The sequence below is a fragment of the Pseudochrobactrum mosebachae genome, assembly GCF_048914685.1.
Lineage (GTDB): Bacteria > Pseudomonadota > Alphaproteobacteria > Rhizobiales > Rhizobiaceae > Pseudochrobactrum.
In genome coordinates, this window is record NZ_CP128408.1 from 2,191,260 (window position 1) to 2,218,070 (window position 26,811).

The 26,811-nt window shown below is 48.3% G+C and carries 25 protein-coding genes; 14 read left to right on the forward strand and 11 right to left on the reverse strand.

The genetic code is table 11. The annotated features are described in order from the left end of the window. Positions 1-115 precede the first annotated feature (115 nt). From serA to MP213Fo_RS10070, 4 genes are all read left to right on the forward strand, one after another. Entirely contained in the window at positions 116-1,717 is a 1,602-nt protein-coding gene (gene serA / locus MP213Fo_RS10055) for a phosphoglycerate dehydrogenase (RefSeq protein WP_421088892.1), read from the forward strand. Positions 1,718-1,781: 64 nt separating this feature from the next. Further along, a complete protein-coding gene (locus MP213Fo_RS10060) occupies positions 1,782-2,327 on the forward strand; it encodes a GNAT family N-acetyltransferase (RefSeq protein WP_421088893.1) in 546 nt (181 codons plus the stop codon). Positions 2,328-2,537: 210 nt separating this feature from the next. Beyond that, on the forward strand, positions 2,538-3,827 hold the full coding sequence (locus MP213Fo_RS10065; protein ID WP_421088894.1) for an adenylosuccinate synthase: 1,290 nt from the start codon (positions 2,538-2,540) through the stop codon (positions 3,825-3,827). Between the two features lie 338 nt (positions 3,828-4,165). Then, the gene (locus tag MP213Fo_RS10070; protein ID WP_421088895.1) at positions 4,166-5,590 is read left to right on the forward strand and encodes a transcriptional regulator; all 1,425 of its coding nucleotides are present in this window, start codon (positions 4,166-4,168) and stop codon (positions 5,588-5,590) included. 112 nt (positions 5,591-5,702) lie between these two features. Here the strand turns inward: MP213Fo_RS10070 and rpoH are convergent, their stop codons facing one another. Both rpoH and MP213Fo_RS10080 read right to left on the reverse strand, forming a co-directional pair. Beyond that, positions 5,703-6,578 (reverse strand): RNA polymerase sigma factor RpoH, encoded by an 876-nt coding sequence (gene rpoH, locus MP213Fo_RS10075; protein WP_421088896.1) that lies wholly within the window; start codon positions 6,576-6,578, stop codon positions 5,703-5,705. 339 nt (positions 6,579-6,917) lie between these two features. After that, complete coding sequence (locus MP213Fo_RS10080; RefSeq protein ID WP_421088897.1) at positions 6,918-7,931, reverse strand: RluA family pseudouridine synthase; 1,014 nt, start codon at positions 7,929-7,931, stop codon at positions 6,918-6,920. Positions 7,932-7,984: 53 nt separating this feature from the next. Between MP213Fo_RS10080 and MP213Fo_RS10085 the strand changes: the two genes are divergently transcribed. After that, complete coding sequence (locus tag MP213Fo_RS10085; RefSeq protein ID WP_421088898.1) at positions 7,985-8,458, forward strand: hypothetical protein; 474 nt, start codon at positions 7,985-7,987, stop codon at positions 8,456-8,458. Positions 8,459-8,844: 386 nt separating this feature from the next. Then, a complete protein-coding gene (locus tag MP213Fo_RS10090; protein WP_421088899.1) occupies positions 8,845-9,261 on the forward strand; it encodes a Fur family transcriptional regulator in 417 nt (138 codons plus the stop codon). 465 nt (positions 9,262-9,726) lie between these two features. Here MP213Fo_RS10090 and MP213Fo_RS10095 read toward each other — a convergent pair whose 3' ends face one another. Both MP213Fo_RS10095 and MP213Fo_RS10100 read right to left on the reverse strand, forming a co-directional pair. Further along, positions 9,727-10,779, reverse strand: a complete 1,053-nt coding sequence (locus MP213Fo_RS10095; protein WP_421088900.1) for a sensor histidine kinase — start codon at positions 10,777-10,779, stop codon at positions 9,727-9,729. A gap of 180 nt (positions 10,780-10,959) precedes the next feature. Next, on the reverse strand, positions 10,960-11,754 hold the full coding sequence (locus MP213Fo_RS10100) for a response regulator (RefSeq protein ID WP_421088901.1): 795 nt from the start codon (positions 11,752-11,754) through the stop codon (positions 10,960-10,962). A gap of 178 nt (positions 11,755-11,932) precedes the next feature. Here MP213Fo_RS10100 and MP213Fo_RS10105 point away from each other — a divergent pair, with 178 nt between their 5' ends. From MP213Fo_RS10105 to MP213Fo_RS10115, 3 genes are read left to right on the forward strand one after another with little or no spacing between them, the layout of a single operon-like run. Further along, complete coding sequence (locus tag MP213Fo_RS10105) at positions 11,933-12,190, forward strand: NepR family anti-sigma factor (RefSeq protein WP_421088902.1); 258 nt, start codon at positions 11,933-11,935, stop codon at positions 12,188-12,190. Positions 12,191-12,195: 5 nt separating this feature from the next. Next, a complete protein-coding gene (locus MP213Fo_RS10110; RefSeq protein WP_421088903.1) occupies positions 12,196-12,744 on the forward strand; it encodes an RNA polymerase sigma factor in 549 nt (182 codons plus the stop codon). Between the two features lie 18 nt (positions 12,745-12,762). Next, positions 12,763-13,686 carry a diacylglycerol/lipid kinase family protein gene (locus tag MP213Fo_RS10115; protein WP_421088904.1) on the forward strand — a complete coding sequence of 308 codons (924 nt, stop codon included), beginning with the start codon at positions 12,763-12,765 and terminating at the stop codon, positions 13,684-13,686. A 155-nt stretch (positions 13,687-13,841) separates the two neighbouring features. Here the strand turns inward: MP213Fo_RS10115 and MP213Fo_RS10120 are convergent, their stop codons facing one another. The 4 genes from MP213Fo_RS10120 to MP213Fo_RS10135 form a co-directional block, all read right to left on the reverse strand. Continuing rightward, positions 13,842-14,078 (reverse strand): hypothetical protein, encoded by a 237-nt coding sequence (locus tag MP213Fo_RS10120; protein ID WP_421088905.1) that lies wholly within the window; start codon positions 14,076-14,078, stop codon positions 13,842-13,844. A gap of 63 nt (positions 14,079-14,141) precedes the next feature. Further along, entirely contained in the window at positions 14,142-14,591 is a 450-nt protein-coding gene (locus MP213Fo_RS10125; protein ID WP_421088906.1) for a phage holin family protein, read from the reverse strand. Between the two features lies 1 nt (position 14,592). Beyond that, positions 14,593-14,922 carry a DUF883 family protein gene (locus MP213Fo_RS10130; protein WP_421088907.1) on the reverse strand — a complete coding sequence of 110 codons (330 nt, stop codon included), beginning with the start codon at positions 14,920-14,922 and terminating at the stop codon, positions 14,593-14,595. 195 nt (positions 14,923-15,117) lie between these two features. Beyond that, positions 15,118-15,276, reverse strand: coding sequence for a hypothetical protein (locus tag MP213Fo_RS10135; RefSeq protein WP_421088908.1), 159 nt, complete (start codon positions 15,274-15,276; stop codon positions 15,118-15,120). A gap of 591 nt (positions 15,277-15,867) precedes the next feature. Here MP213Fo_RS10135 and exbB point away from each other — a divergent pair. The 5 genes from exbB to MP213Fo_RS10160 all read left to right on the forward strand — a co-directional run bounded on the left by exbB (position 15,868) and on the right by MP213Fo_RS10160 (position 21,880). After that, a complete protein-coding gene (gene exbB / locus MP213Fo_RS10140; protein ID WP_421091097.1) occupies positions 15,868-16,845 on the forward strand; it encodes a tonB-system energizer ExbB in 978 nt (325 codons plus the stop codon). A gap of 5 nt (positions 16,846-16,850) precedes the next feature. Further along, positions 16,851-17,363: a TonB system transport protein ExbD gene (gene exbD / locus MP213Fo_RS10145; protein WP_421088909.1), complete on the forward strand. Its 513-nt coding sequence runs from the start codon at positions 16,851-16,853 to the stop codon at positions 17,361-17,363. Positions 17,364-17,405: 42 nt separating this feature from the next. Next, complete coding sequence (locus MP213Fo_RS10150; RefSeq protein ID WP_421091098.1) at positions 17,406-18,296, forward strand: TonB family protein; 891 nt, start codon at positions 17,406-17,408, stop codon at positions 18,294-18,296. Between the two features lie 193 nt (positions 18,297-18,489). Further along, positions 18,490-20,622 (forward strand): TonB-dependent siderophore receptor, encoded by a 2,133-nt coding sequence (locus tag MP213Fo_RS10155; RefSeq protein WP_421088910.1) that lies wholly within the window; start codon positions 18,490-18,492, stop codon positions 20,620-20,622. Positions 20,623-20,632: 10 nt separating this feature from the next. After that, entirely contained in the window at positions 20,633-21,880 is a 1,248-nt protein-coding gene (locus MP213Fo_RS10160; RefSeq protein ID WP_421088911.1) for an MFS transporter, read from the forward strand. Positions 21,881-22,004: 124 nt separating this feature from the next. On the opposite strand, the gene MP213Fo_RS10165 is transcribed toward MP213Fo_RS10160, so the two are convergent. From MP213Fo_RS10165 to dut, 3 genes are all read right to left on the reverse strand, one after another. Further along, on the reverse strand, positions 22,005-24,395 hold the full coding sequence (locus tag MP213Fo_RS10165; protein ID WP_421088912.1) for a GNAT family N-acetyltransferase: 2,391 nt from the start codon (positions 24,393-24,395) through the stop codon (positions 22,005-22,007). 69 nt (positions 24,396-24,464) lie between these two features. Next, entirely contained in the window at positions 24,465-25,763 is a 1,299-nt protein-coding gene (locus MP213Fo_RS10170) for a lysine N(6)-hydroxylase/L-ornithine N(5)-oxygenase family protein (RefSeq protein ID WP_421088913.1), read from the reverse strand. A 367-nt stretch (positions 25,764-26,130) separates the two neighbouring features. Further along, on the reverse strand, positions 26,131-26,613 hold the full coding sequence (gene dut, locus MP213Fo_RS10175) for a dUTP diphosphatase (RefSeq protein WP_421088914.1): 483 nt from the start codon (positions 26,611-26,613) through the stop codon (positions 26,131-26,133). Positions 26,614-26,811: the final 198 nt, after the last annotated feature.

Consider the following 26,811-nt stretch of genomic DNA (forward strand, 5'->3'; position numbering starts at 1 on the left):
GCATTTAGCATTTCGGGTCTGATGACCCTGAAGATTGTAATATCTGCTGCAACTGTGTTGGGACAGTTGCGGTATCGCCCTGTTGTTTCTTTTTTCATCTATTACGGAGGCCGTTATGGCACCTCGCGTTCTCGTTTCTGATAAATTGTCGCCAACTGCTGTGCAGATCTTTAAAGATCGCGGTGTAGAAGTGGATTACCTGCCGGATCTTGGTAAAGATAAAGACAAGCTGCTTGAAGTGATCGGCCAGTATGATGGTCTGGCCATTCGTTCAGCCACCAAAGCCACTGAAAAGCTGATTGCTGCTGCCACCAATCTTAAAGTGATTGGCCGTGCCGGTATCGGTGTGGACAATGTTGATATTCCGGCTGCATCGCGCCGCGGTATTATTGTGATGAATACACCGTTCGGCAATTCGATCACCACAGCAGAACACGCGATTGCGCTTATGTTTGCCGTATCGCGCCAGCTGCCGGAAGCTGACCAGTCGACCCGCGCCGGTAAATGGGAGAAAAACCGCTTCATGGGTGTGGAAATTACCGGTAAAACCTTGGGTATTATTGGTTGCGGTAATATCGGCTCTATTGTTGCGGCGCGTGCTATCGGCTTGAAAATGCATGTTGTGGCATTTGATCCGTTTTTGTCGGAAGGCCGCGCGGAAGAGCTTGGTGTTGAAAAGCTGGAACTCGACGAGTTGTTGGCGCGCGCTGATTTTATCAGCCTGCACACACCAATGACGGATAAGACCCGCAATATTATCAATGCTGAAAATCTGGCAAAGATGAAAGACGGTGTGCGGATCATCAATTGTGCGCGCGGTGGTTTGATTGTTGAAAAAGATCTGGTAGCAGCGCTGAAATCCGGCAAGGTTGCCGGTGCCGGTATTGACGTTTTTGAGGTCGAGCCAGCTACCGAATCCGAATTGTTTGATCTGCCAAATGTGGTTTGCACCCCGCATCTGGGAGCCTCTACCTCGGAAGCGCAGGAAAATGTTGCCATTCAGGTTGCCGAGCAGATGGCCGATTATCTGATCAAGGGCGCTGTGACCAATGCGATCAATATGCCGTCGATCACCGCAGAAGAAGCCCCACGCCTGAAGCCGTTTGTTAAACTGGCAGAAGTGCTCGGCGCCTTTATCGGGCAGGTAACTGATGAGCCTATTCAGGAAGTTGAAATCCTGTTTGACGGCTCGACTGCTGCGCTGAATACCCGCGCTTTGATGAGTGCGGCACTGGCCGGCCTTATCCGTCCGCAGGTATCCGATGTGAATATGGTCTCAGCTCCGGTCATGGTTAAAGAGCGCGGTATTGTGGTATCGGAAGTCAAGCGCGATAAATCCGGCGTCTTTGACGGCTATATTAAAGTGACTGTGCGTACCACCACACGTACCCGTTCGATTGCCGGTACATGCTTCTCTGATGGCAAGCCACGGTTTATCCAGATTAAGGGAATTAATCTGGACGCCGAAGTTGGCCAGCACATGCTCTACACAACCAATAATGATACGCCGGGTATGATCGGTTGGTTGGGTACGGTTTGTGGCAGACATGGCGTGAATATTGCCAATTTCTCGCTCGGTCGTGAGCGGTTGGGTGGTGATGCGATTGCGCTGCTCTATTTGGATGAGCGTGTGCCGGATGCTGTGCTTGAAGAGTTGCGTGCCAATGATGCGATTGTGCAGGCACGTCCGCTGGTGTTTGACGTTGCGGCGGATTAACTGATCATCGGGCGGGGCGCTGTTAAAGTGCCTCGCCGGAATATAAGCGAATAAGGCAAAACAAATGTCTGAGAATACAAGACCGCCTGTGGTGGATTACAATGCCGACTGGCGGTTGATGCGGGAAGCTGACCTCAATGCGGTCTATGAGATCAGCTGTGTTGTGCATCCGGACTTTCCGGAGGATCCGGCGATTTTTGCTGACAGGCTGCGCGTTTTTGCTCCCGGTGCATTGGTGTTATCGCGTATTGTTGAGGGCCAGGAGCAATTGCTCGGCTATAGTTTCAGCCATCCGTGGCAGCAGTTCTCAGCACCGGCATTGAACAGCCTTTTGCATAAAATTCCGGACAATGCAGATACCTATTACCTTCATGATGTAGCGTTGCTGCCGCAGGCTCGTGCGCTTGGTGCCGCTCGCAAGCTGGTGGCGCTACTGGTGCAAACCGCGCTGGATCATGGCTACGACTCACTGTCTCTTGTGGCCGTTAACGGCTCGCAGCCTTATTGGGAAAGACAGGGTTTTCAGGTTCAGGATGTGCCGCAGTTGCAGGAAAAACTGCTCAGCTACTCAGATGATGCACGGTTTATGGTTCGAAACCTGCAAAAATAAGCCGGTTTTTATCAAGAGATGTGCGATTTACGGTAATCGGGAGTCGCACTCTTGGTTGTGAGGCTGTATAGAAACTCACGTTCTGTAAAAAAGTCTGCGCTTTGAATAAAAGCACCGGCTTTCAAAAAGAGCGGGCCTAATGCGGCATCTGTCACAGGCTCGATTCAAATTCCAAACAAGCTGTACATATTGTACTGAGGAGTTTTCTTCATGGCTAATGTGATCGTTGTCGGCTCGCAATGGGGCGACGAGGGCAAAGGTAAGATCGTTGACTGGTTGTCGGAGCGCGCTGATGTTATCGTGCGTTATCAGGGCGGCCATAATGCCGGTCATACGCTGGTAATTGATGGTGTGAGCTATAAGCTTGCGCTGTTGCCTTCAGGTCTTGTACGCGGCAAACTCTCCGTTATCGGTAATGGTGTTGTTGTAGACCCGCATCATTTTGTGATGGAAGTTGAAAAGCTGCGCGCGCAGGGTGTTGTTGTTACCCCGGATGTGCTGCGCATTGCTGAAAATGCTCCCCTGATCCTTTCTCTCCACCGTGAGCTTGATGCTATCCGTGAAGATGGTTCTGCCGGTCTTAAAATTGGCACCACCAAGCGCGGTATCGGCCCTGCTTATGAAGACAAGGTTGGCCGCCGTGCTATCCGCGTGATTGATCTGGCTGAGCCACAGAGCCTGCGTCCTAAAATCGAACGCCTGCTGACCCATCACAATGCGCTGCGTCGCGGTATGGGACTTGCCGAAATTTCTGTTGATTCAATTCATAATGAACTGACCGAAGTGGCAGCACAGATTCTGCCTTATATGGATCAGGTCTGGAAAATTCTGGACGATAAGCGCAAAGCCGGTGCCCGTATTCTGTTTGAAGGTGCACAAGGCGCATTGCTGGATAATGACCATGGTACATATCCGTTTGTAACATCGTCAAACACAGTGGCTGGTCAGGCTGCTGCCGGTTCGGGCCTTGGCCCTACAGCAATCGGTTATGTGCTTGGTATTACCAAAGCCTATACAACCCGCGTTGGTGAAGGTCCGTTCCCGTGCGAGCTGGATGATGCGATCGGTGAACATCTTTCAACCGTTGGCCGTGAAGTTGGTGTTAACACCGGCCGTTCACGCCGTTGCGGCTGGTTTGATGCGGTGCTGGTTAAGCAGACTGTGCGCACGTCCGGTATTACAGGTATTGCCCTGACCAAACTTGATGTTCTTGATGGTCTGGACGAGCTGAAAATTTGCGTCGCTTACGAGCTGGATGGCAAGCGGATTGATTATCTGCCAGCTTCTATGGATGCACAGGCACGTGTTAAGCCGATTTATGAAGTGCTTGAAGGCTGGAAAGATACCACGGCCGGTGCACGCAGCTGGAATGAGCTGCCGGCACAAGCCGTAAAATATGTACGCTATATTGAAGAGCTGATCGGTGCGCCGGTTGCCATGCTCTCAACCAGCCCTGAGCGTGAAGACACAATTCTGGTAACAGATCCGTTTCAGGATTAAGTATCCGGATTATGAATAATGATTAAAAAGGCGGGATTTCAAATCCCGCCTTTTTTGTATTGATATTGCTGTTGCCTTTGCACTTGATTGCACAGGCAGACTGCTCCATCTTGGGTCAAGCAAGAGTTTTGGATGAAAACGACACTTTTTTGCCACAAATATTGAGCGAAAGCCCGATCTAAGGCATTGAATTATGCAGTAAACTTTGCATTCGTTAAGACTTATGTTTAATAAAATGAGTCAGGTTTCATCTGATTATTTTCTGAATATACTCTCAGGCCTGTAAAATGAGCATATGAGATAGTCGATTCAGACGTCAGCAACGGATTTAAAAGAGTATGGCAGATTTCGCAGCGGTACTGAAAAAGACAATTGATGCTCAGGCAAATCCTGATCAGGCATTGCGCCAGCGTGTCTATGCGAAGGCTCGTTCAACAATTGAACAGAAGCTTGAAGCCGCAAATGCACCCGATGCGGTGGCGCAGCGTCAGCGTCAGATTTTGGAAACAGCGATTGAAGATGTCGAGGCCGAGTATCGCGCTGCCGAGCGCGCTTTGGCGGAGGCCGAGCAGCCCGAACAGACAACTGACCCGCTGGAAGATTTTCTCAAGGCTGTGCAGGATGCAGGCGTTGTTGATGAGCATAATGCCGATCCGGAAACTTCGGTGCTGCCAGAGATTGATAATGATACTGCGCGTGATGACTGGCAGCACAGTGATAAGGGTGACGGGGATCTTGATCATGACCGTACTGCCTCTTATCAGGACAGAAATCTCAATGATAATGACGATGACAGGCATGAGCGCGGACGTTCAAAGGCTCTGATTGTTGGGCTGGCGGCTGCCTTGCTGGTTGGCGGAGCAGGTTTTGCCGGCTGGAAATATCAGGATCAGGTAAAAGATTATGTTTCCTCTTTGACCAGTGGTGCTGGTGATACCGGCGAAGGTACTGACGCCGGTGAAGATGAAGAGAATGATATAACCGGTGATGGCAATGCTGTAACCACGCCTCCTGCTGATAAGCCTGAAGGCGAGCAGAAACTAACCCAGCGTCTCTTGCCGGATGGTAATGAGGTGGATGAAGGTTCTGCCGGTGATGCACCAAAAATTGGTGAGGGCACATCCAACGCACCGGTTACAGGTACGGCTCCGGCTGGTACCGGACAGTCTGTACCGGCGACGAATACGCCGGCCCAAACCGTACCCGTAGGACAGCGCGCCTTCTTCTATGAAGAGCAGCGCAGTGGCGAAACCTCGGCAGCGGCAACAGGCAGTGTTGTGTGGTCCGTTGTGCAGGATTCACCGGGTGAAGGTGCACCGGATGAGCCGGCAATTCGTGCCGATGCCAATTTTCCGGATGCGAAAGTCAGCCTGCGGATGACCATTCGCCGCAATGCGGATCAGTCTATTCCTGCAAGTCACCTGATTGAAATGATCTATACAGTGCCGGATGATTTTTCGGGTGGTGTGATCGAAAATGTACAGCGTGTGACCTTCAAGGATTCAGAACAGGCTGCCGGTAACCCGCTTGCCGCTATTCCGATGAAAATTGCGGATAATTTCTTCCTTGTGGCATTGAATGATGCCCGCACAGCTGTGGATATGAACCTGTCGCTGATGCGGCGCCAGCAGTGGATTGATATTCCGATTACCTATCGCAACGGTCGTCGCGCTCTGATCAGTATTGATAAAGGTGTGCCGGGCGATAAAGTGTTTGATGAAGTTCTAAAAAGCTGGGGCAATGCTGCACCGGCAGCCAATTGAGGTATTTGACCTTCAAGTGGTTCTACTTAGTCGCGATATAAAAAAACCGCCTTTTGCATAATGCAGAAGGCGGTTTTTGTTTGCAGCATTTAAGCTTTTCAGGCTTTAAACTTTATGCGGCATCGGCAGAGGCCATTACGGCCTCCTGCACTTTTTCAAATGCGCGTACTTCAATCTGGCGCACACGTTCACGGCTGATGCCAAATTCAGTCGACAAATCCTCTAGTGTAATCGGATTTTCAGACAGGCGGCGCGCAGCAAAAATCCGGCGCTCGCGATCATTGAGCTTCGACATTGCATTTTCGAGCATTGAGCGGCGGTTGCTCAGCTCATCGGCATCGATCAGCTGCTGCTCCTGAGAGGCGCTGTCATCAACCAGCCAATCCTGCCATTCGCCGCTTTCACCCTCGGATGCACGAATGGGAGCGTTGAGGGATGCATCGCCGTTCATCCGGCGGTTCATCGACACCACTTCTTCTTCAGAAACATTCAAACGATGTGCGATTTCTTTCACCTGATCCGGACGCAGATCACCGTCATTAAATGCCTGAATACGGTTTTTAGCTTTACGCAGATTGAAGAACAGCCGTTTTTGATTGGCCGTGGTCCCCATTTTAACGAGGCTCCAAGAGCGCAGAACATATTCCTGAATCGAGGCTTTGATCCACCACATGGCATATGTGGCAAGGCGGAAGCCGCGCTCCGGCTCGAAGCGTTTAACTGCCTGCATCAGCCCGACATTGCCTTCAGAAATAACTTCGCCGATCGGCAAGCCATAGCCGCGATAACCCATAGCAATTTTTGCCACAAGACGCAGGTGACTGGTTACAAGTTTATGCGCCGCTTCCGGATCTGCATGTTCTGCATAACGCTTTGCCAGCATATATTCTTCCTGCGGCTGAAGCATAGGGAAACGACGGATTTCATCCAGATAACGTGACAGACCGCTATCACCGGAAGTGATTGCTGGTAAAGTTGCACGGGCCATAGAGCACCCTCCTTTTTATAACAGGCTCCCATTGAGGCGAGCCTTGGTCTGCGCGATGCCTGTATCCGGTCTGAGATGATAACCATTTCAGACAAGTCGTCGCATAAAGTGAGTATATATGAAAAACTGAGGCGAAAAAACGATCAAAATGACAAATCGGTTTAATTTTATTAAAATGACTACAGAATTAAAATATGAAGCGAAATTTTTTATAATTGATTGAATATGATGCAAAAAATTGAAACGAAAAACAGCAGACAAAAAATAATCGGGAGAGAATCACTGTTCTCTCCCGATTATTTTTGTTGCGCATAGAGGTATTTATATAGCTCAACTTAATTAGTCAGCCTTTAAGCCGCCATTGCGAAACGCCTCTAGCAGCTTCTGCATATCTTCCGGCATATCAACGCTGAACTCCATCAGCTCACCAGTCATCGGGTGTTCAAAGGCCAGCAGGCGGGCATGGAGTGCCTGACGCTGAAAGTTCTGCACCGTTTCTTTTAGCTCATCAGTCAACCGGTTGGCTTTGGTTTTATAAGCACCGCCATAATCATTGTCACCGATCAGCGGATGGCCAATATGAGCCATATGCACGCGGATTTGATGAGTGCGGCCGGTTTCAAGACGGCACTCGAGCAGTGAGGCCAGTGCAGTGGCATCATCTTTTTCGCAAAAACGCTCTTCAAGGACATAATGTGTCAGCGCAAAACGGGCATCTTCACGGTCTTCTTTGACAACGGCCTGTTTGGTGCGGTCCCGATGTGAGCGGCCGAGAAAGGCATCAATTGTGCCAGCAGGGCGCTCAGGCATACCCCAGACAAGCGCTTGATACGCACGTTCAAGTGCACCATTTCTGCCATGATCGGCAAATTGTGCGCTGAGATTGTTATGGGCCTTGTCATGTTTGGCCACGACCAGCACACCGGAAGTATCTTTATCCAACCGGTGCACAATACCCGGACGCTTAACGCCACCGATGCCGGACAGGCTGTCACCGCAATGATGTATCAAAGCGTTAACCAAGGTTCCGGTCCAGTTGCCATTTCCGGGGTGGACAACCAGTCCTGCGGGCTTGTTGACCACAATTATGTCGTCATCTTCATAAAGAAGATCAATCGGAATATCTTCCGGCTGTGGAGTAGCTGGTTCGGCTTCGGGTATATGCAGAGCAATTGTTGAACCTTCGCGCAATTTGTGCTTAGGCTCGCTCACAACCCGGCCGTCTACTACTACATGGCCGGCACTTATGAGTGATTGGATGCGATTTCGTGAAAGATCAGGCGTGAGTTGAGAAGCAAGCCACTGATCCAGCCGCTTTCCTGCGGCATTTGCGTCGGCAATTAGCTCTTTCAATCGTCTCTTCCCTTCGTTATCACGCCTCGCGATACCAGTAATCGGAGACCGTAATGCAGGACCATTATTATCAGGAGCACCCTGAACAGCATCAATATGCTGAACAGCAAGCTCAAGAGCCCCAACTCGATCCGGCTATGGAGCGGGTGCGTCGTAAAATGGTGCGTCTGCTGGTTATATCAATCGCCATTATGGTGATAGGTCTAATGGCTGTGCTAGCGGCTGTTGTCTATAAAATCAACAAATCATCCGATCCAGCTGAAACTGAAACAGCTCAATCGGATATTCCGGGGCAAAACTCCGCCGCAAATATTCCGGGGCAAACCCCGACTGCAGTTGCCGAACCGTTACCGCTGGTCGAATCGCAGCTGGAGCTGACACCGGGAACACGTCTGTTATCCCAGAGCCTTTCAGGCGATCTGGTCTCTCTGGAAACCTTATTGCCGGATGGTGGTACTGAAATCATGATTTATGATTACCGCCAATCGCGGTTTGTCGGACGTATGCGCCTCGGCAATCTCGAATAGTTCTGAAAACTCTCAATCATATAGGCTCTGTTCACGGTTGTTGCCGGAACAGGGCCTATTTTTATGCCAATACCAGGTTTTTCACATAATAAACTGGGGTAAAACCATGCAGAATACCGGTCTTTGGGGATCAAGGCTTTGCCTGACAGCCATAAAATTATAAACAATGTCAGTGTATAGGTGATTTGATCGGGCTGCTATTTGACCTCCCTGTCAAGTTTTGTAAAACTGCATGGTCTGCATAAAATACTGTTGCAGATAAAGTTCAATTGCAGCGTGTTTTTTGAAATTATAGTCGGCTGTAAGTCGACAATCATGACTTGTGTGTTTCGCCCGCAATTGCCTTTTATTCTTGTGTACCAGCACAGCTCGGGCGCTATGGGATTATGATAATGAAAAATGATTATAAGAAACAACTTCGTGATGCAGGCGTCAGAATAACGCGGCCACGGCGTGTGATTCTTGATATTCTAGCACAAACTGACGGTCACCCCGATGCGCTGGAAATTTTCCGCCGTTCTGTTGAGGTGGATAGCAGTATTTCATTGTCGACCGTTTACCGTACTATGAAATTGCTGGAAGAGCAGGGCGCTATCCATCGCCACGCTTTTGACGGCGGCCCTTCACGGTTTGAGCAGGCCGGTAATCAACACCATGATCATCTGATTGATATGGAAACCGGTGATGTGATTGAGTTCCATTCAGAGATGATTGAAAAACTGCAGGAAGAAATCGCCCGTTCATTGGGTTATGAGATAATTCATCACCGGTTTGAGCTTTATGGCCGTAAAATCAAAAAATAATTGCCATGTAATTATCGATTTAAGGGTGTTCAGGCACTAGAGCGGGTAACGTTCAGGTTTGATCGCAAGGTGCGCTCTAGATTTTAGAGTTTCCCACTGTCATATCTATCAAGATGATAGTGAAAAACTCTAGAATATTGCTTTTTATGCGCATGCTCAAAATAATCGAAATAAATTACATTTTGTATGAAACTTTTTTTGAACGTGTGCGTTATGTCCTTTGTGGCCGCCGTACTATTTTCCCCCTCACAGTCTGGCGCCACTGATCGCGGATATGCCCCCTAATCCCCGATCCGCGCGCTCCCCGAACATTTCGTGTTCCGGAGCGCGCAATTCGGGGAAAGCTCTCCCTATAATATACATTTAAAAACAACTGATTATTGGCAAAATACTCTCCCGAGATTTCGGAAGTGAACGTGCTGAAACAACTGACAAGACTGTCTGGCTTGGCAATTCGAAAGCGGATTAGTAATCGAAATTCTGGTGGGGGATCCGAAGAAAATATTCGACGCTATGATCAGCGATGGTGTAGCAGGCGGTGCCGTTGACGGCCTGCGGGACAATGCGCTGCAGAACGGCGCTGCCAAAAAAGGATCGTTCGTTAGTTTTGGGGTCAGTATCTGTTTGCTCGGTGTCTGCTTTGTCTCCCAGTTCCGGATTGTCGGGAGGATTGCTTTCCTTCCAGTGGATAAGCAGATCCATTTCGCCTCCATCATTGGGCTCAAGTTCGGCTGTTAAGGACAAATGACCATTATCCCGAGACAGGGCGCCATAAGATGTGGCATTAACGATGAGTTCGTGAAATGCCAGCCCTAAATGCAGCGCGGCATTGGGAAAAAGAAAAACATCCTTGCCGGAAATTGTCAGGCGCGGATCATGTGGGTGGATATATTTTTCCATTTGAGCATGGAGCAATTCCAGAAATGCGGCGCCATGCCAGTTGGAATCCGTTACCAGATCCTGAGAATGTGAAAGTGAATGGATGCGGCCCCTGAACTTTTGCAGGAACTGATCAACAGAGCCGGAAAATCGTGCGGTTTGCATCGCAATACTCTGAATAACTGCCAGCAGATTTTTAGATCGATGGCTAACTTCACGTAGCAATATTTTCAAAACCTGTTCGCGATGTTTAAGCTCGCTGATTTCAACAGCAGTCGTAACAACACCGATAATCGTGCCATGTTCGTCTTTATCGCTATCAATAAAAAACTCATACCAGCGCGGATTATTATTGTCGGGGAAAGAGAGCTCCATTCGCTGAGCTTCGCCGGTTTTAAGCAGTTGTACTTTAGCAGAAAGGAGTTTTTCAGCTGTGGCTTTAGGCATGAATTCGGCTTCTGAAGTGCCGGTCTGCCATGCAGTTTGCCAAAATTCTGGTACATTTTCTGCCCAAGAATAGCTCAAATCAGGCGTTTGGTAAAATACTGAAACATTGCTGTTACGGATGGCGCGGATCATCGTTCGCAACCGGATTTTTCCGATATTGCCATCTCCTGAGACTGAAAGGTTAGGAGCCATTCGTTATGCTTTCTGTTCCTCAGGTCTGATATCCGATGATGCGCATAATTTGCATTTCACCGCTTATATCTAAACGTTGCTGCGGGTTATAGGTTCCTGTTGTTATGGAAAATAACCCGCAGACTGATATGCTGCTTTATGAGTAGTGCCTAAGCAAAAATAATTTTTGTACAAAGCTGATTATGCAGAGGGCAGAGAGCCTTCTTCAAAGAACAGGGCCTGACTGATAAGGGCTTTGACCATATCCGGGTTGAATGGTTTGGTGACAAGGAAAGTCGGCTCTGACCGTTCACCGGTGAGAAGACGTTCCGGGAAAGCAGTGATGAAAATGACCGGTATGGTATCTTCTTTAAGAATATCATTCACAGCATCAATACCAGAGCTGCCATCGGCGAGCTGAATATCTGCCAGAACCATTGCTGGTTTTTGGTCCTGATAGAGTGTCAGGGCTTCCTGATGGGTACGGGCAATCCCCACAACCTCATGGCCGAGACTTTCAACCATCTGCTCTATATCCATAGCAATCAGCGGCTCATCTTCAATAATCATGATACGCGTTGCCACATGGCGTGAAATCTGTTCGGAGGCTTCAGATAGCAGTGCCGAAAATCCGGCTTCATCTTCGTTTAAAATTTCGGTGGCTTCTTTTTCATTAAAGCCTTCAACGGAAATCAGCAAAAACGCTTGCCTTGAACGCGGTGTGAGCATTGCCAGATTACCAGCCGCACGTTTTTCCCAAGGTAGGGCAGACTGGTCATCAGGAATTTTCAACGATGTGCGATCAAAGATACTGGAATACAGGCGATAGAGCGCTATCTTATCTGAAGAACATGCAGGGAAAACGGTGATGTCATCGATCAACGTTTCTAAAATTGCAGCAACATATGCATCGCCTGCTGACTGAGAACCAGTGACAGCGCGCGAAAAACGACGCAGATACGGCAAATGAGGTGCAATACGCGTGGACAATGACATTGAATGCTCCATTTATATGGCTGATATGATGACAGCCTGTTGATGGTTCTAACGGCTGACTGTAAAAAATGTTCCGAAGTTTCGGAACTAATTCCTGATTGCCTCATTGTATAGCAATGTACTTAGCTTACTCGGCAGTTGATTGGTCGTTCGGGAATGATAACCGGAAAAAATTAAGATGACTGACGACAATAAACAGTTTCAGGATTTAGATAAAGATATGACCGCTCAGACGCGCAATAATTATGCGCATGACAACCCGCAGCACAATGGTGCTAATAAAGGCGACGAACTGGGTCCCAATACGGAAATTGGCTCAAAGTTACGCGCACTTTATACCAGTATTCAAGACGAAAGCATTCCGGATCGGTTTCTGGATCTTTTGGAAAAGCTGGATCAGGTTGAGAATAGTTCTTCGACAAGCTCAAGGAATTAATGCGCATGGCGGAGGAGAAAGACGACTTCAAGCGTTTGATGCTTGCTGCTTTGCCGGGTTTGCGTGCTTTTGCGGTTTCACTATCCGGACAGCAGGACAAAGCTGATGATCTGGTGCAGGACACTATCATGAAAGCTTGGGGCAAACGCGATAGCTTTGAAATGGGCACTAATATTAAAGCGTGGCTTTTTACCATTCTGCGTAATGAGTTTTACAGCCAGATGCGCAAGCGCGGCCGTGAAATTCAGGATAGCGAAGGCTATTACACCGAGCGCCTTGCCGTACATCCGTCACAATATGGTGCGCTTGATTTACAGGATTTTCGCAAGGCTCTGAATGAGTTGCCAAGTGACCAACGTGAGGCGATCATTCTGATCGGCGCATCCGGATTTTCTTATGAAGAGGCCGCTGATATTTGTGAATGTGCTGTCGGCACGATTAAAAGCCGTGTCAGTCGTGCCCGTGTGCGCCTGCAGGAACTGCTGGATGTGAAGGGCAATGCTGATTACGGTCCCGATGGTTCATCAGCACAGGTGACAATGCGCTCTTTCTGAACCTGAACGGAGAAATATGTGCGCATTATTGCCGTTTTAAACAGCCAGAGCGGTACGTTACGCACCACTGATATGGATGCGTTTATTGCTGATGCAGTCGCTGTGTTCAAGATGCATGGGCATGATATGGTCTGTGTGCAGACTGATGGTGCTGGTATTGAACGGGCATTGCAGCAAGCGGCAGAAAATAAAGATTTTGATGTTTTATTGGCCGGTGGCGGGGATGGTACAATCTCGGCTGCAGCGGCTCTGGCTTGGGAATATAATAAAATTCTCGCGGTGCTGCCGGTAGGAACGATGAATCTTTTTGCCCGCTCCCTCAATATTCCGCAAAATATAAATACTGCCGTGGAAGCACTCGCGCAATCAGCCATTCATAAGGTTGATATCGGACTCTGTAACAGACAGGTTTTTGTGCATCAGGTGGCAATCGGTTTGCATCCGATGCTGGTTTTGCAGCGTGAAACTTATGATTACGGTTCAAGGGCGGGCAAAATTTGGGCAAATATCCGGTCGATGGGTCTGGTGATCAAAAATGTGCCGCGGATCAAGACGGAAGCGCTGATAGACGGACGGGAAATCAAAGGTGTCTTTTCAGCAATCGCTGTTTCCAACAATCCTTATGGTGACAGCGCCTTACCTGTTGCCCCTGACATACAAACTGGGCGGCTAGGCTTTTATCTGGCGCAGCCATTGCCTGCGAGAGGGATGGTCAAGCTGCTATTTGATGTGTTGCGCGGCAAGTGGCGCAATAATTTGGCAATTGCCGAAGAGCATGCAAAATCTGTGCAGTTACAGTTTTTCCATCAGAAGCGACATAAATATATGCTGCTCGACGGAGAATTACTGCCTTTGCCAATGAAACTTGATATTCAAATTCATGCGGGTATATTGCGGGTTATGGCACCGTTAACAGCCATTGCAAACAAAGCTACTTTTTGAATTATAATAAAAAACACCGCATGGTTTTGCCGTGCGGTGTTTTGCTGTGCATTTTAAACTTGCGACTAGAGCATTTCACTATCAACTTGATAGTGAAATGCGAAAACTCTAAAATCCAAAGCAAGCGCTGCGATCCAAGCTGAACGTTATCCGCTTTAAAGCGTTGCAGCGCCGGTATCGTCGGATTGAGCGCCGAGCTTTTCAAGTGCCAGCTCGATTTCGCGTAAGTCATTGTTCAAGCCATCATCAGGATCCATGCCGCCTTCAGTGGCAGCGCGCTGAATATCACGTGCATCTTCCTGAAGCTTCATCACAGCATCGGTTTTTTGTTGATGGTTCAAACTATTGTTTTTGAGAATATCGTTAAGTTGCGCTTTCGTGGAACTGATCATGGATATATCTCCCTTAGGGATTCTGTTCACTGAACTCTGCGGAGGGTGTTCCCTGTATCTGCATTAGTCCTGTGTTCTGCCGGTTGGCTTTTTGCCTCGTGAAAGCAGGCTAAAGGCCAGAAATCCGACAATGGGCAGGCCGACTGTCAAAAGCGGCTTTTTAAGTAAAGACGGCACGGCTGCAACGGCGGCGGCGGTAAGAGCCGTATTCACATCAATCGCGGCGCGGCGTTGTTCCAGCCGGCGCTTTTCTGCATTATCAAGCACATGATTGACAATATAAGCAATGACCGCGACCACTGCGCAGCCTGCCGCGATTAGTAATGCGCTATGGATAAGACCAAATCTGACAGCCAGTGCAAAATATGTGGCAATGAGCAGGAAGACGACACCAATTAACGCCGCTACGGCGATAATACCGTAGGTAATGGCGCTGCGTTTGGCGCGTTTGGTCGCCGCCTGTACTTCAGTGCTCACAAGTGCCGAGAGGATTGGTGCAAAGAGCTTCAGCATGTCAGCGACGTGTCAGCGCTGAGAACAGATAGCCGACTGCTGCGGCAACGGCGAGCGACGTGATCGGGCGATCCTGAACATAGTCAGTGATTTGCTCTTCATAGGAACATGCACGATCTTTGAGGGCGTTTAACGCGTCTTCACCCTGCTCATAGGCATCATTATATACATCTGATGCATCGCTTTTAGCCTGATTGAGTTTTTGTGAGCCAATTTCTTTGAGGGTAGCAGCAATAGATGCAATATCTTCTTTTAGCTGTGCAATCTGTTCTTGCAATTCAGCTGTGCTTTCATCGGATGTGTCGTTTACAATTTTAGGGTCACGAGCCATTTTTGCCTCCAAAAGCATTGATTAAATCTAAGGTTAGTTCGGTAATATAACGTTCTTTAAAGGTAATGGTTCCGCGCTTTGATCACCAGATCCGGTTTGTTTGGAATGCAAAAAATACAAACCAAGGTTAACCGGCACAGCTGTTTATGAAGCGGGCACCAATGTTGGTGGTCAATATAGGAGGGAGGCTTGTGTTCAGGCGATGATTAAGATCAAGGCGCATACGGTAATGCAGGCGGCAGTCACAAAGAATCCGGTACGCAGCATGGCGAGTTCTTGTTGGGCGGGTTCGTAGGAGCCAGCCATTACAGGGCGGGCGGCAGTTTTAATGGCCTGCATATCTTTGTGCATCATTTTACTGTCTCCGGTGCATTATGACGTGGTGTCAGTCCAACACTGTAATGGCCAGCATTATAAGGCTTTAATGCGTCAGGTTTATGATTGTTCCAGCTCTTGACGAGACAACAGGCTTTTGCAGTATTTTTAATGATGAATTTATCAATATTCGTGATGAGATGCGGGGATCCGCTTGTCTGGGATTTGTCGGTTTTAAACTTACTTTTATTTGTCATGTTATCATTTTGGCGATATAGTTGCCATATTGAGATGGCTGGCGACTCATGCCCTTTATTCAGCTTGCATTGATGACACCACGCAGGCTTGCCCTGAAGGTATGGATTTAAAGTCATTATTTTAGTGAATAAGGCCTAAAATCCGCATAATTCAAAGCCGGATCATCAGTTTTCATTAAACATGACTTGCGCTGTCATGTTTAATGGTAGTATTGCAAGGGCAAGAAAATAGTCACTGGTTGATCTGAGCGGAGCCGTATAAAAAGCCGGACAGTTTTGCCGCTGGGTTAAGCAAGCTTGCTGACTGTGCCTGATAATAAAATGCAGTGAGGTCGTCGTGGTGGTTAAGGCAGTGTCGAACGCAACAATACCATTGAAAACCAGATTGCTTGTGCAATTGCCAGCTCAGTTGCGTGCTCGATTTTCGATGTTGCTAGTAGCGGCGTTTTTTACATGTGCCACGCTGTTCACTGTGACAGTTACCTCTGCAGATGCGCAGGAGGCACCTGCTACCCCGGCTGTTTCCCAGCCTGTTACGATCGCTCCGCAGGATATTCAGCCGCAAGCAGACCAAACTGCAGCAATGCGTGTCGCCGATAATGGTTTGCAGCTACCGCATGATCTTTCGCCATGGGGCATGTTCATGGCCGCAGATTGGGTGGTTAAGATTGTGATGATCGGTCTGGCCATTGCATCGCTTGCAACATGGACAGTCTGGCTAGCTAAAACTCTTGAAATCGCCGGTGCACGTAGCCGCGCAACCCGCGCTTTTAAAGAGGTGTCACACGCAGATACGCTGAATACTGCGGTGGAAGCGCTGGCAAAAGCCCGTGGTCCTGGTGCGCATCTGGTTCGCGCGGCGCAAGAAGAAGTGTCACAATCAGCGGCGGCTGTTGCTTTTATTGGTGGCAATGGTCTGAAAGAGCGCGTCGCCTCACGTCTTAGCCGTATTGAAGCTGGTGCCGGACGCCGCCTTGCCAAAGGTACGGGTGTGCTGGCAACCATCGGCTCTACTGCGCCATTTGTAGGTTTGTTTGGTACAGTGTGGGGGATTATGAATTCCTTTATCGGCATTTCAGAAGCCCAGACAACCAATCTGGCTGTTGTTGCCCCTGGTATTGCTGAAGCTTTGCTGGCCACTGCTATTGGTTTGGTGGCCGCTATTCCTGCCGTGATTATTTATAATGTGTTTGCCCGATCTGTGACTTCTTACCGTCACTTGCTTGCCGATGTCGGTGCCGGTGTTGAACGCCTTGTGAGCCGCGATATTGATATGCGTGCTGCCCGCGAACTGGCGAGAAAACAATCTGTTGCCTCATCTGTCTCTTCCGTTTCCAAAGCTGCGGAGTAGGTGATATGGGCAGCCGTTTACGTGAAGATGCCGGTGATGAACTGCAAGAAAGTCATGAAATCAACGTAACGCCATTTATTGACGTCATGCTGGTATTGCTGATTATTTTCATGGTGGCGGCGCCTTTGGCAACGGTTGATATTAATGTGGATTTACCTGCGGCTGCTGCAACTCCGCAGCCGCGCCCTGACAAGCCGGTTTATTTGACGCTGAAAGACGATCTTAGCATTAGCCTTGGCAATGATGCTGTGAACCGGGATGCTTTGAGCGGCACACTTGACAGGTTGGCACAGGGCAACAAGGACACACGTATATTTTTACGCGCTGACAAAACAGTTGGTTATGGCGAGCTGATGAATGTGATGAACCTGCTGCGTGAAGCAGGTTATCTCAAAATCGCGCTGGTCGGTCTGGAAACACTGGGAACCGGAGCTGCTGGTGGAGATGCAGGCAATGCACCAGCCGGCAATGCAGCTGCCGGCGCGCCGGAAAACCAGCCTCAGGGATCAGGAGAGTAAGACGTGAAAGAATTACCGATTGATCATCCACCGGTGAGGGGCATGAAAAACGCTGCTGGGAACGAACGCTCGGGCGCGGTCTGGAAAGATTTGACACGTTGGCTTGGTGCCGGTGCTGTTGTCTTGATGGCGCATGCTGCCGGTGCCTATGCCATTCATGCATCACAGCCGGAAATGGCGCCGGATGGTGAGCCGCCAGCGGCAATTATGATGGAGCTTGATCCGATGCCTCAGGCACCGGAGGTTGAAGAAAACTCCGTTGCACCAATGGCTGAGGCCTCGCAAAATCCGCAAGAAGCTGAAGCCGAGCCTGAAAAACCTGTTGAGCAGGTTGAAGAGGTCAAGCCACCAGAGCCGGTAGAAGAGCCTGAAGACGTTGCTGAATCTGAACCGGTAGAAGAAACTGTGCCAGAGGTGCCTGAGGCACCGAAGCCTGAAGTTGTGCTGCCGAAAAAGGTTGAAAAGCCGGTTGCGAAAAAACCGGAACCTAAGCTGGAAAAGCCTAAAAAGCAGCCTAAACCTAAAGAACAAGCTAAAAAAACGGTGAAAGCTGAAACGACCCAGCAGGCCGCTGCCCCGCAGATTAATGCACAAAACTCTACCCGTGTTGCCGCCAATACCAATCGTCAGAGCTCAGCTTCTGCAGGTGTAAGCTCCGCTAGGTGGCAATCAAAAGTGCAGGCCCATCTTGAACGCAAAAAACGTGCGGCACAGCGCAGTCTTGGCCGCGGCGCGAAGGGTGTTGTGCAGGTCGCTTTTGTGATTGATGCATCCGGCAATGTGTTATCAGCACGGGTATCGGGTTCATCCGGCAATGCGCAGATTGATCAGGCTGCAGTTGACGCGGTTAAGCGGGCTTCACCGGTGCCTGCACCGCCGCCGGCTATGGCTGCTGCCCGCATTCCCTTTGCTGTGCCGTTTAAGTTTAACTAAATTTTTTTGTTCTGATAGTCAGGTTTAAAATCCTTGATCTGGCTAATGTAAGGGATGTGTAGCAATTTGCACACGGCCTGCTATATTTTATCGATTTCTAATGTATTCATATTGACCCATCGAGATTTTTAATACATGACTTAATTAGTCATATTAAAGTGCATTTATTGTGAAAACATCGATGGGTTTAAAAATGTGCGTTGTCAAAACACTACCGTATAATTTCACACTCACTGTATCATTTTTAGCGCTGACATTACCGGCGGGCGCGCAAGACCAGCAAAAAGCAATTGAGCTCAACCCGATTGTGATAACGGGTGAAGATGCAGGTGCAACTGCCTCCGAACCTGTTCAGGCCGATGGCTATGTTGCCATCTCCGGACGCAGTGCAACCAAAACCAATACGGCGGTTAAAGATGTGCAGCAGTCGACATCAACCGTGACACAACAACAATTGCAAGATCGTGCAACGACCAGTCTTCTGGATGTTTTGTCCTACACGCCCGGGACTTATGTCGGGCAATATGGTTTTGATCCGCGTTTTGACGGGTTTAAAATACGCGGTATTGATGCGACCTATACGGGGGTGTTTCGTGACGGATTACGCCAACTCAGCAGCCCGAATGGTTTATTCAGATTCGAGCCATACGGCGTAGAAGCAGTTAATATTGTGCGCGGACCATCCGGCTCTGTTTACGGTAACAGCAGTACCGGCGGTATTGTCGATATTATCAGCAAGCGTCCAAGCGAAGAAACTTTGCGCGAGATTGAGCTACAAACCGGTTCTTACCAGCGTAAACAGGGGGCCTTTGATTTCACCGGCGCTGTAAATGATGACAAGACATTCCTGTATCGGCTGACGGGAGTTTGGCGTAATGCGGACACTGAGTTGGGTGACGCAGTAAAGGATGACCGTTTTTACATTGCGCCGGCTTTTACCTGGCAACCGGATAATGACACCAGGCTGACGGTTTTAAGCGGGTATATGGATTCAACCACGGGCGGTACGGCTGCCTATGTTAATGAATATGACCCTGTTACCGGTAAGTCGATCGGGGCAACACATGAGTTTGCCGGCGATCCCCGATTTAATGATTTTCGGCAGAAGCAGGGCTGGGTGGGCTATGAGCTGGATCAGCGCCTGACCGACAATGTGACATTGCATCAGCGGGCACGCTATTCCAGTCTTGCTGCCCAGTGGGATTATTCCTTTCAAAACTATCCCGGCACATCAGACGATAAAAATAACGGGCTGGTAGCGGATACTTATCTAGAGGCCGAATTACAAACCGGTGCTGTTGAGCACAAACTGATTGGTGGTCTTGATATCAGCTATGCCCGTACGCGTTCTTTCAGCGGTACCGGTTCCGAGCCTTTCACTCCGGATCATATCTATGTACCTGCTTACGATAAAGAAGACCGGCAGAAACAATCGCAAATCGGTATCTATCTGCAAGATCAGATTAAATTCGATGCCTGGCGACTGACACTCGGCTTGCGCCATGACTGGTCGAAAAGCGATCTGGAGACCGGTGTCTATGGTGAGGCGCTTAGTGCATTCTCCCGTAATGATAGTGAAACAACGGGACGAGCCTCTGTTGGGTATGAAACAGATTTTGGTGTCACACCTTATGTCAGTTACGGCACGTCCTTTGTCACCAATACGGGTGTGCTAAAATCGGACGGTGATGATGCAGTCAGGCAGCAGGCTGTCCCCACTTTGGGCAGACAGGTGGAAGCAGGGATGAAATATGTGCTTCCTAACACCAATGCCTACATTAATGCGGCAGTGTTTCGTCTGGATCAGGATAATGCCACTATTTTTGAAGCTTCTTCCGGTATTAACCAGCAGATCCAGCTGGATCTTCGTTCATCCGGCTTTGAACTTGAAGGTGGCACCACCCTTGATAATGGTTTGAGCCTGATTGCTGCTTATACCTATAATAATGTGAAAATTCGTCGTCTGACCGCAGAAACCGAAGGCAATACGCTCAATGCTTCGCCTTATCACACGGCATCACTTTGGGCTGATTACAGTTTTGTCAGTGGTGCTTTGACAGGCCTAGGGGTTAGTGCGGGGCTGCGTTATACCGGCTCGAGTTTTGGCGATAACAGCAACACGCCGGTGCTGGATAACAAGGCCCGGCTCTTACTGGATGCCGGTTTGCGCTATGATCTGGTTAACCTCGCGCCGTCGCTTGACGGGATGCGTCTGCAGGTCAATGCCAGCAATCTTCTCAATGAGGTGAAGCAGGTTTGTACAAGTGGTTTTTGTTACTGGGATGAGGGTCGTAAAATTACAGCTTCAATGCGCTACCGGTTCTGATTGCTGAGGGATGGAAAAGCCTGCATCTCACGTCCTTCCTTCCGCTGTGTTTATTGCTATTGGCGGCGTTTATGTCGGACAAAGTGTGATTGGCGGACTGACCTATACCGGTTTGCCTGCGATTTTACGTCAAGGCGGTTTTTCGCTTGAACATATCGGCTTGTTGTATCTGGTTATTATCCCATGGGCGCTGAAATTTTTATGGGCGCCTATGGTCGAGCAGTTCCGCTTGCCTGCACATGGTAAAAACCGCTCGGGTATTATTGTTTTAACGGGCGGGCTGATTGCCGCCGCAGGCCTGTTTGCGATCGGGGCACTCGGGCCGGTTCCCCTTGTTTTTACCATTTCATGTCTGGTGATGGTAGGGTTTGCTGCCGCAACGGTGGACATTGCCTGCGATGGCTTTGCTGTTGAAACATTGGCACAAAAACATCAGGGTTGGGGAAATGCCGCACAAGTAGGCGGCGCCTATCTCGGTTCCGCGATCGGCTCCGGTGTGTTTCTGGTGCTCTATGCCTATCTCGGCTGGAGCTTCTCTGTCTTTGCAATGGCTGCAACAATGCTATTGCTGATCTTGCCGTTTTTTATTCTGAACCGACGTATACAACATGTGCAGTTGCGCCATCACATGCCGTCTTTACAAACGGCTCTGCACCGCCCCGAGGTGCGTAAAGGTATCGTATTGGCCGTGTTTTTTGTGGCGGCGCAAAAATGGGGCATTGTCATGCTTGGCCCTTATATGATTGATTCAGGCATTGATCTGCTGGTGATGGGCATGGTCAATGGCACCGGTGGGCTGCTGGTTGGTTTCTGCGGTGCTTTGCTGGGCGGGCTGGCCGTAAGGTTGCTGGGAACACGCACTGTGCTGCTGATTGCGCTATGTTTACAAAGCGTGATGCTCCTGAGTTTTGCAATTTTTTCCAGCCTGCAAAATGTGCCGCAAATATTGGTGCTGGTTTGTGCTCTGGCTTCGACATCCGGCATTATGGCGTTTGGATTTGTGGCACTTTATGCGCATTTTATGCGCCTGTCTGACCCGCGTCAGGCGGGGGTGGATTTCACCATTTTTCAATGTACAGATTCAGTGATCAGTATGATAGGCGGCGTGGCATCCGGTGCCGTTGCCGGTCGATTTGGTTATTCTGCGTTGTTTTTGGGCGGGATGGGTATAGCAGTAGCTGCGATACCGTTTATTGCCAATCTGACCAAACAAAGTACAGTATCTGGGAACGATGCTGGCCATATTCAAGCGTCTTGATCTAGAGCGGGAAATGATCAGCTTGGATCGCAGCACTCGCTCTAGATTTTAGAGTTTACGCATTATCGTGACCGCCCAATGATTCCATTGGACTACGAAATGCTCTAGCCCGCTGAAGACAGGTCTATCGCTTATAAGGCGCCAGCGGGTTATCAAGTGGCTCGGCATATTGAAAACTCACTGTCTGATCCTGTAAGTTGAGCATCTGACGATTATTTCTCAATTGCAGCCGGTTATAGCAATTTCTGACAAATTGCTTCGGAAACAGATCATAATCCTGATATTTTTGATGGTGTTGTGGCTGCGCAAGCTGGTACTTGTAAATTGTATCAGCCACCAGAGCCCAAAAATCCTGCGCTTTTATGAGTTCATATTCATCGAGTATAGCCGCAAGGTAACGGAAGAAACCGTCAAAAATATCTGTAAATATATAATTGACCTTCAGTGAATCTTCGATTTTGAAATGAATACGGGAAATCTCATCAGGGACTTTGATCGTACCGTTGAGAATACCAATTTCTTCGCCGATATCTTTCATGATCATGTGTTGCGGCATTGCGTTTTTTAAAACCATAATCAGGTTTTCACCATGAGGCATGAAAGCAAGATCATACTCATAAAAGCAATGCAGCAATGGTGTAAGATAGGCTTTGAGATAAGCAGATATCCAGGTTTCAGCAGTTTCACCCGATGCTTTAATCAAATGCTCTAGCAAGGAATTTCCCTGCGGGTCGATATGCAGGAGTGCTGCCATTGTCATCAGGTTTTGGCCGGGCTTCAATTGTGCTTTTGGGCTTTCACGCCAAAGTGCACTGAGCATTTTCCCATAGGCACCGCCCTTAGCAACAGCGGGTCTGTATATCGGATTACGATAACCGATCGCTGCAATTTCCCGCAAAATCGTAAAGCCGTTTTTCTGTAAAAACGCGTCATCACGAAGCAGCCGGTCTATCCATTGATTGATCGCTGGTGTTGCTTCCATATATTCTGGCGAGAGACCGCGCATAAAACCCATATTAAGTATGGATAATGCAGTTTTAACATAGGCTTTATGAGGACAGCTTATGTTGTAAAATGTTCGGATAGATTGTTGCGGCCGATAAAAGTCCGGCGATTTGCCAAGATAAACCAAATCGCGGTTAGCAACCTCGGCAGCAAAGGTAATGGAAATTTTATGACGCCACTGCCACGGATGTACAGGCATAAAAAAATAATCATCAGGATTCAGACTGAAGTCGACAAGATTCTGATGCCATCTTGTCAGTGTTATGCCATCTATTTCCGGTTGTAACAACTGATGGTAGTCTAGATCGTCAATGCTTGAAAATGTGGTTTTATTTTTGTGTGCAGCTAACCATACCAGTTGTAAGGGCGCCGCTGTTTCCGGTGCATATTGGCGGTAATCGGTGCTGCTGAAACCGATACGACCATTATTGGCAATGAAGGTCGGATGACCTTCACTCATGGCCGCTTCGATAGCCTGATAGTCGGCGGATTGCAGGGCTTCTGCGCTGCGCTCGCCATTGCTCAGCTTGTAGCAGCTACCGGCCAGAGTACTGCTAATCTCTTCAAGATAAAGCGGGAAGTCATCATCTCTGATCGGTAGAGAGGTGCGATAAGCAATCAAAAATTCCAGTGCATCGAGGGCAACGGTCTGCTCATTGTGTATTTTTTCAATAGATGCAGGATCAATAAGCCAATGGTCCAAAGGTAGAATCCTGGCCTGAAAACGGTAAAAACTGCCATCTTCAGCGGGGGGTAATTGATAAATATTGCCGCTATCCTGCGTATGAACCAAATGTGGTTTTAGTAGTTGCTCATGACATGTTTCAGCCAGTATTTTACGGAGCAGATCACGATTTGCCTTTTGCCATAAATGAGGCATCAGATGGGAATTGCGCTGTAAATCATCCAAATTTGAATATGTGTTGAGACTATCCGTGTAGTCGTGGTGTGAGCACAGGCCTAAAAGAGCAGTTTTTTGAGGTAGTTCGATAGGTTTGATATGTTTAATGCCCACCCGTTCATTCAGGCGGTGGATTTTATGATTATGAATATCCGGCTCGACAATCACCCGATTTGCCGCAATTTTCTGAAATAAAAACTCCATCACAGTGCGCATAACGGCTAAGGAAAAGCCGGGTTGCCGGATAACGGGGGGCGCAATCAACAGATGCATACCGCAATCTTCCGGCTTGCTTTCAAAGTATTTTGCGAGTTCATGCTGTGCCGGATCATAAATCTCGACCAGAAATGCCGGCTCGCCCTGATAAAAACCCATAAAAGCCGCTTGATGGGAATCTTGCTGCATCGCACTATAAAATTGGTGTAATTGCGCTTGATCGAAATTTTGCATATTCCAGAATTTCGCATAGTCTTTCTGTATCCAGTCACAGACAGGCTGGATATGTTTTTCCAAATCCAGAGCTCTCAAGCTGAATGTGCCAAGCAATTCATCTTGTCTTGAAAAGCTGTAATCATTGGAAAAATAAAGCGTTGATTGAGATTTAGACATTATAATATCTCTTTGATTGGGCGTGGAACAATGCGCAGCCTGTACGCATTGACTGCTAAAAAGCTGGCATTATAAAACGGCTGCCGGATCAAAATTTTGAAACGCAATTCTGTCTTCTGTTTTGTAGATTTTGTGCCCGCAAATATGGGCCAGTATTTTCGAGTTTCTGTAACATCCCATGCCCAGATCGGGCGCTGCAAAGCCGTGACTATGTAGTTCGGCATTCTGGACGTAAATTTCGTTATGATTTTTATCAATCGTATAATGACGACTGACATCATGTTGCCCATTGTCGAGATAGGCTATGCGGGTTTTGATAGGCTTTAAAAATTCCGGTTCTTTATAACCATAACCGGTGCCAAAAATCAGTGCTTCGGTTTTAATGCCGATATGTCGGTCCTGTTCTTTCTGATGAAGCGACAAGTCATAAAGTTTTTGATCATGGTGATAGTGGCCGGAAACCAACTCTGCATTGGTCATCATGGTTACTCTGGGTGTTTCACTCAGGTTTAAAGCGTAGAGCTTTTGATAAATCTGCTCCAGCAAACTCAGATTAATACCTTTAAAGAGCGGCTTTTGTTGATCAAGCAAGTCAGCACGCTTTTTTATGGGTAGGCCGTAAAAGTAATCGACATAGTCCGGCGAGGTCATTTCTAGGGTCAGTTTTGAATAATCGAGCGGAAAGAAACGCGATGAGCGGGTAATCCAGTTAATATGATAAGGGAAACGCTCAATATCGCAGAGCAAATCATAAAAGACTTCAGCAGCGCTTTGTCCGCTGCCTATCACAGTGATTGAACTTGCCTGTTGCAACCGGGGTTTCTGCTCGAGATATTGTGCCGTATGGCAGGCCTGTTGAGCCAAATTTTGGCAGTGATCAGGTATAAATGGCTGGGTTCCGCTGCCAAGCACCAGCCGCTTGGTATAATAGATTGTATCAGTATCATTTTGAGTGTTGCGGGATTTGATCCGATAGATTTTCTCATCTTCGAGAAAATCTATTTCTTCAACATTTTCCTCAAATATAATATTATTGAGCTTTTTGACTGCCCAATTACAGTAATCATTATATTCAATGCGACTGGGGTTAAAATTTTCCAGAATATAAAACTGATAGAGACGGTTATTTTGCTTCAGATAGTTTAAAAAACTAAACGGGCTTGTTGGGTCGGCCATGGTGACCAGATCGCTTAAAAAAGGTGTCTGCAGGGTTGAACCAGGAAGAAGCATGCCCGTATGCCAGCCAAATTGCGGCTTTTTTTCCAAAAATATTGCATTTAGTTGAGACAAGGGTTGCGATAGGCATGCCAGACCCAAATTGAATGGTCCGAGGCCAATGCCAATAAAATCAAATACTTGGCTTTTCATTTTGATGGGTTCATCTTTGCTGAAAATTTACGTTATGTGGGATTGAGCAAAAAATAACATTCGCAATATTAGAATGCGATAATATGAAGATCAAATATGAGTAAAATTGTCAAGTTATAGCGTGCAATTAACATTCACTTTATGTAAGGCCGCAAGTTTACGGCGGTAGGCCGGGCTTAAGGAACTTGGTTATCTAGAGTGTGGTTTCTGCGCGCTGCCGGATAGATGGCCAGCCGCAGTGCGGGACAAAAAAATGCTCCGCCGCAGGTGACTGGGCAGAGCATAAAATTAGATAATCGCTGTGAGGCATAATAAGCGCGATGATTATCTTATCGCAACCTTCGCTCACGGCATTGTATTGTATCGGTTATTTCTGGCCGGTTGAACCAAAGCCACCGGCACCGCGCTGGGTTTCGCTGACTTCTGTGCGTTCTTCAATCTTAACCTGCACAACAGGCGAAATCACTGCCTGTGCGATGCGCATGCCGCGCTCAATACGAAAATCATCATCACCGAGATTGATCAGCAAGACTTTGACCTCACCGCGATAATCACTGTCGATGGTGCCCGGTGTATTGAGGCAGGTAATGCCGTTTTTGAAGGCTAGGCCGGAGCGCGGGCGAATCTGTGCTTCGAAGCCCTCTGCCAGCTCAAAGATCAGGCCGGTCGGCACCAAAGCGCGGCGACCCGGCAGTAAAACGATCTGGCGGTCTTCAGGTACAGCTGCGCGCAAATCAATACCGGCAGAACCGGTTGTTTCATAGGCCGGCAAATCCAGACCCTCGGCATGTTCAAGGCGGACAATTCCGAGCTTCGGGTGGCTGGATGATGAAGAGGAATTGGCGGACATGATGAACCCTTCTCGTCGATAGTGTGATTTTAACAGCACTAAACATATTGAGACGCAATTTGAAAGAGACCAGTGTTTTATGCAGACAGATTTTATTTTCTATGCCAAAATCTGTCATCACTTTTTCTGAAACTGCCCTGTCTTTTAAAAACGCAGCTTCGGATGGATCGAAGCGGGAATAGAAATGAGTTCAGTGAA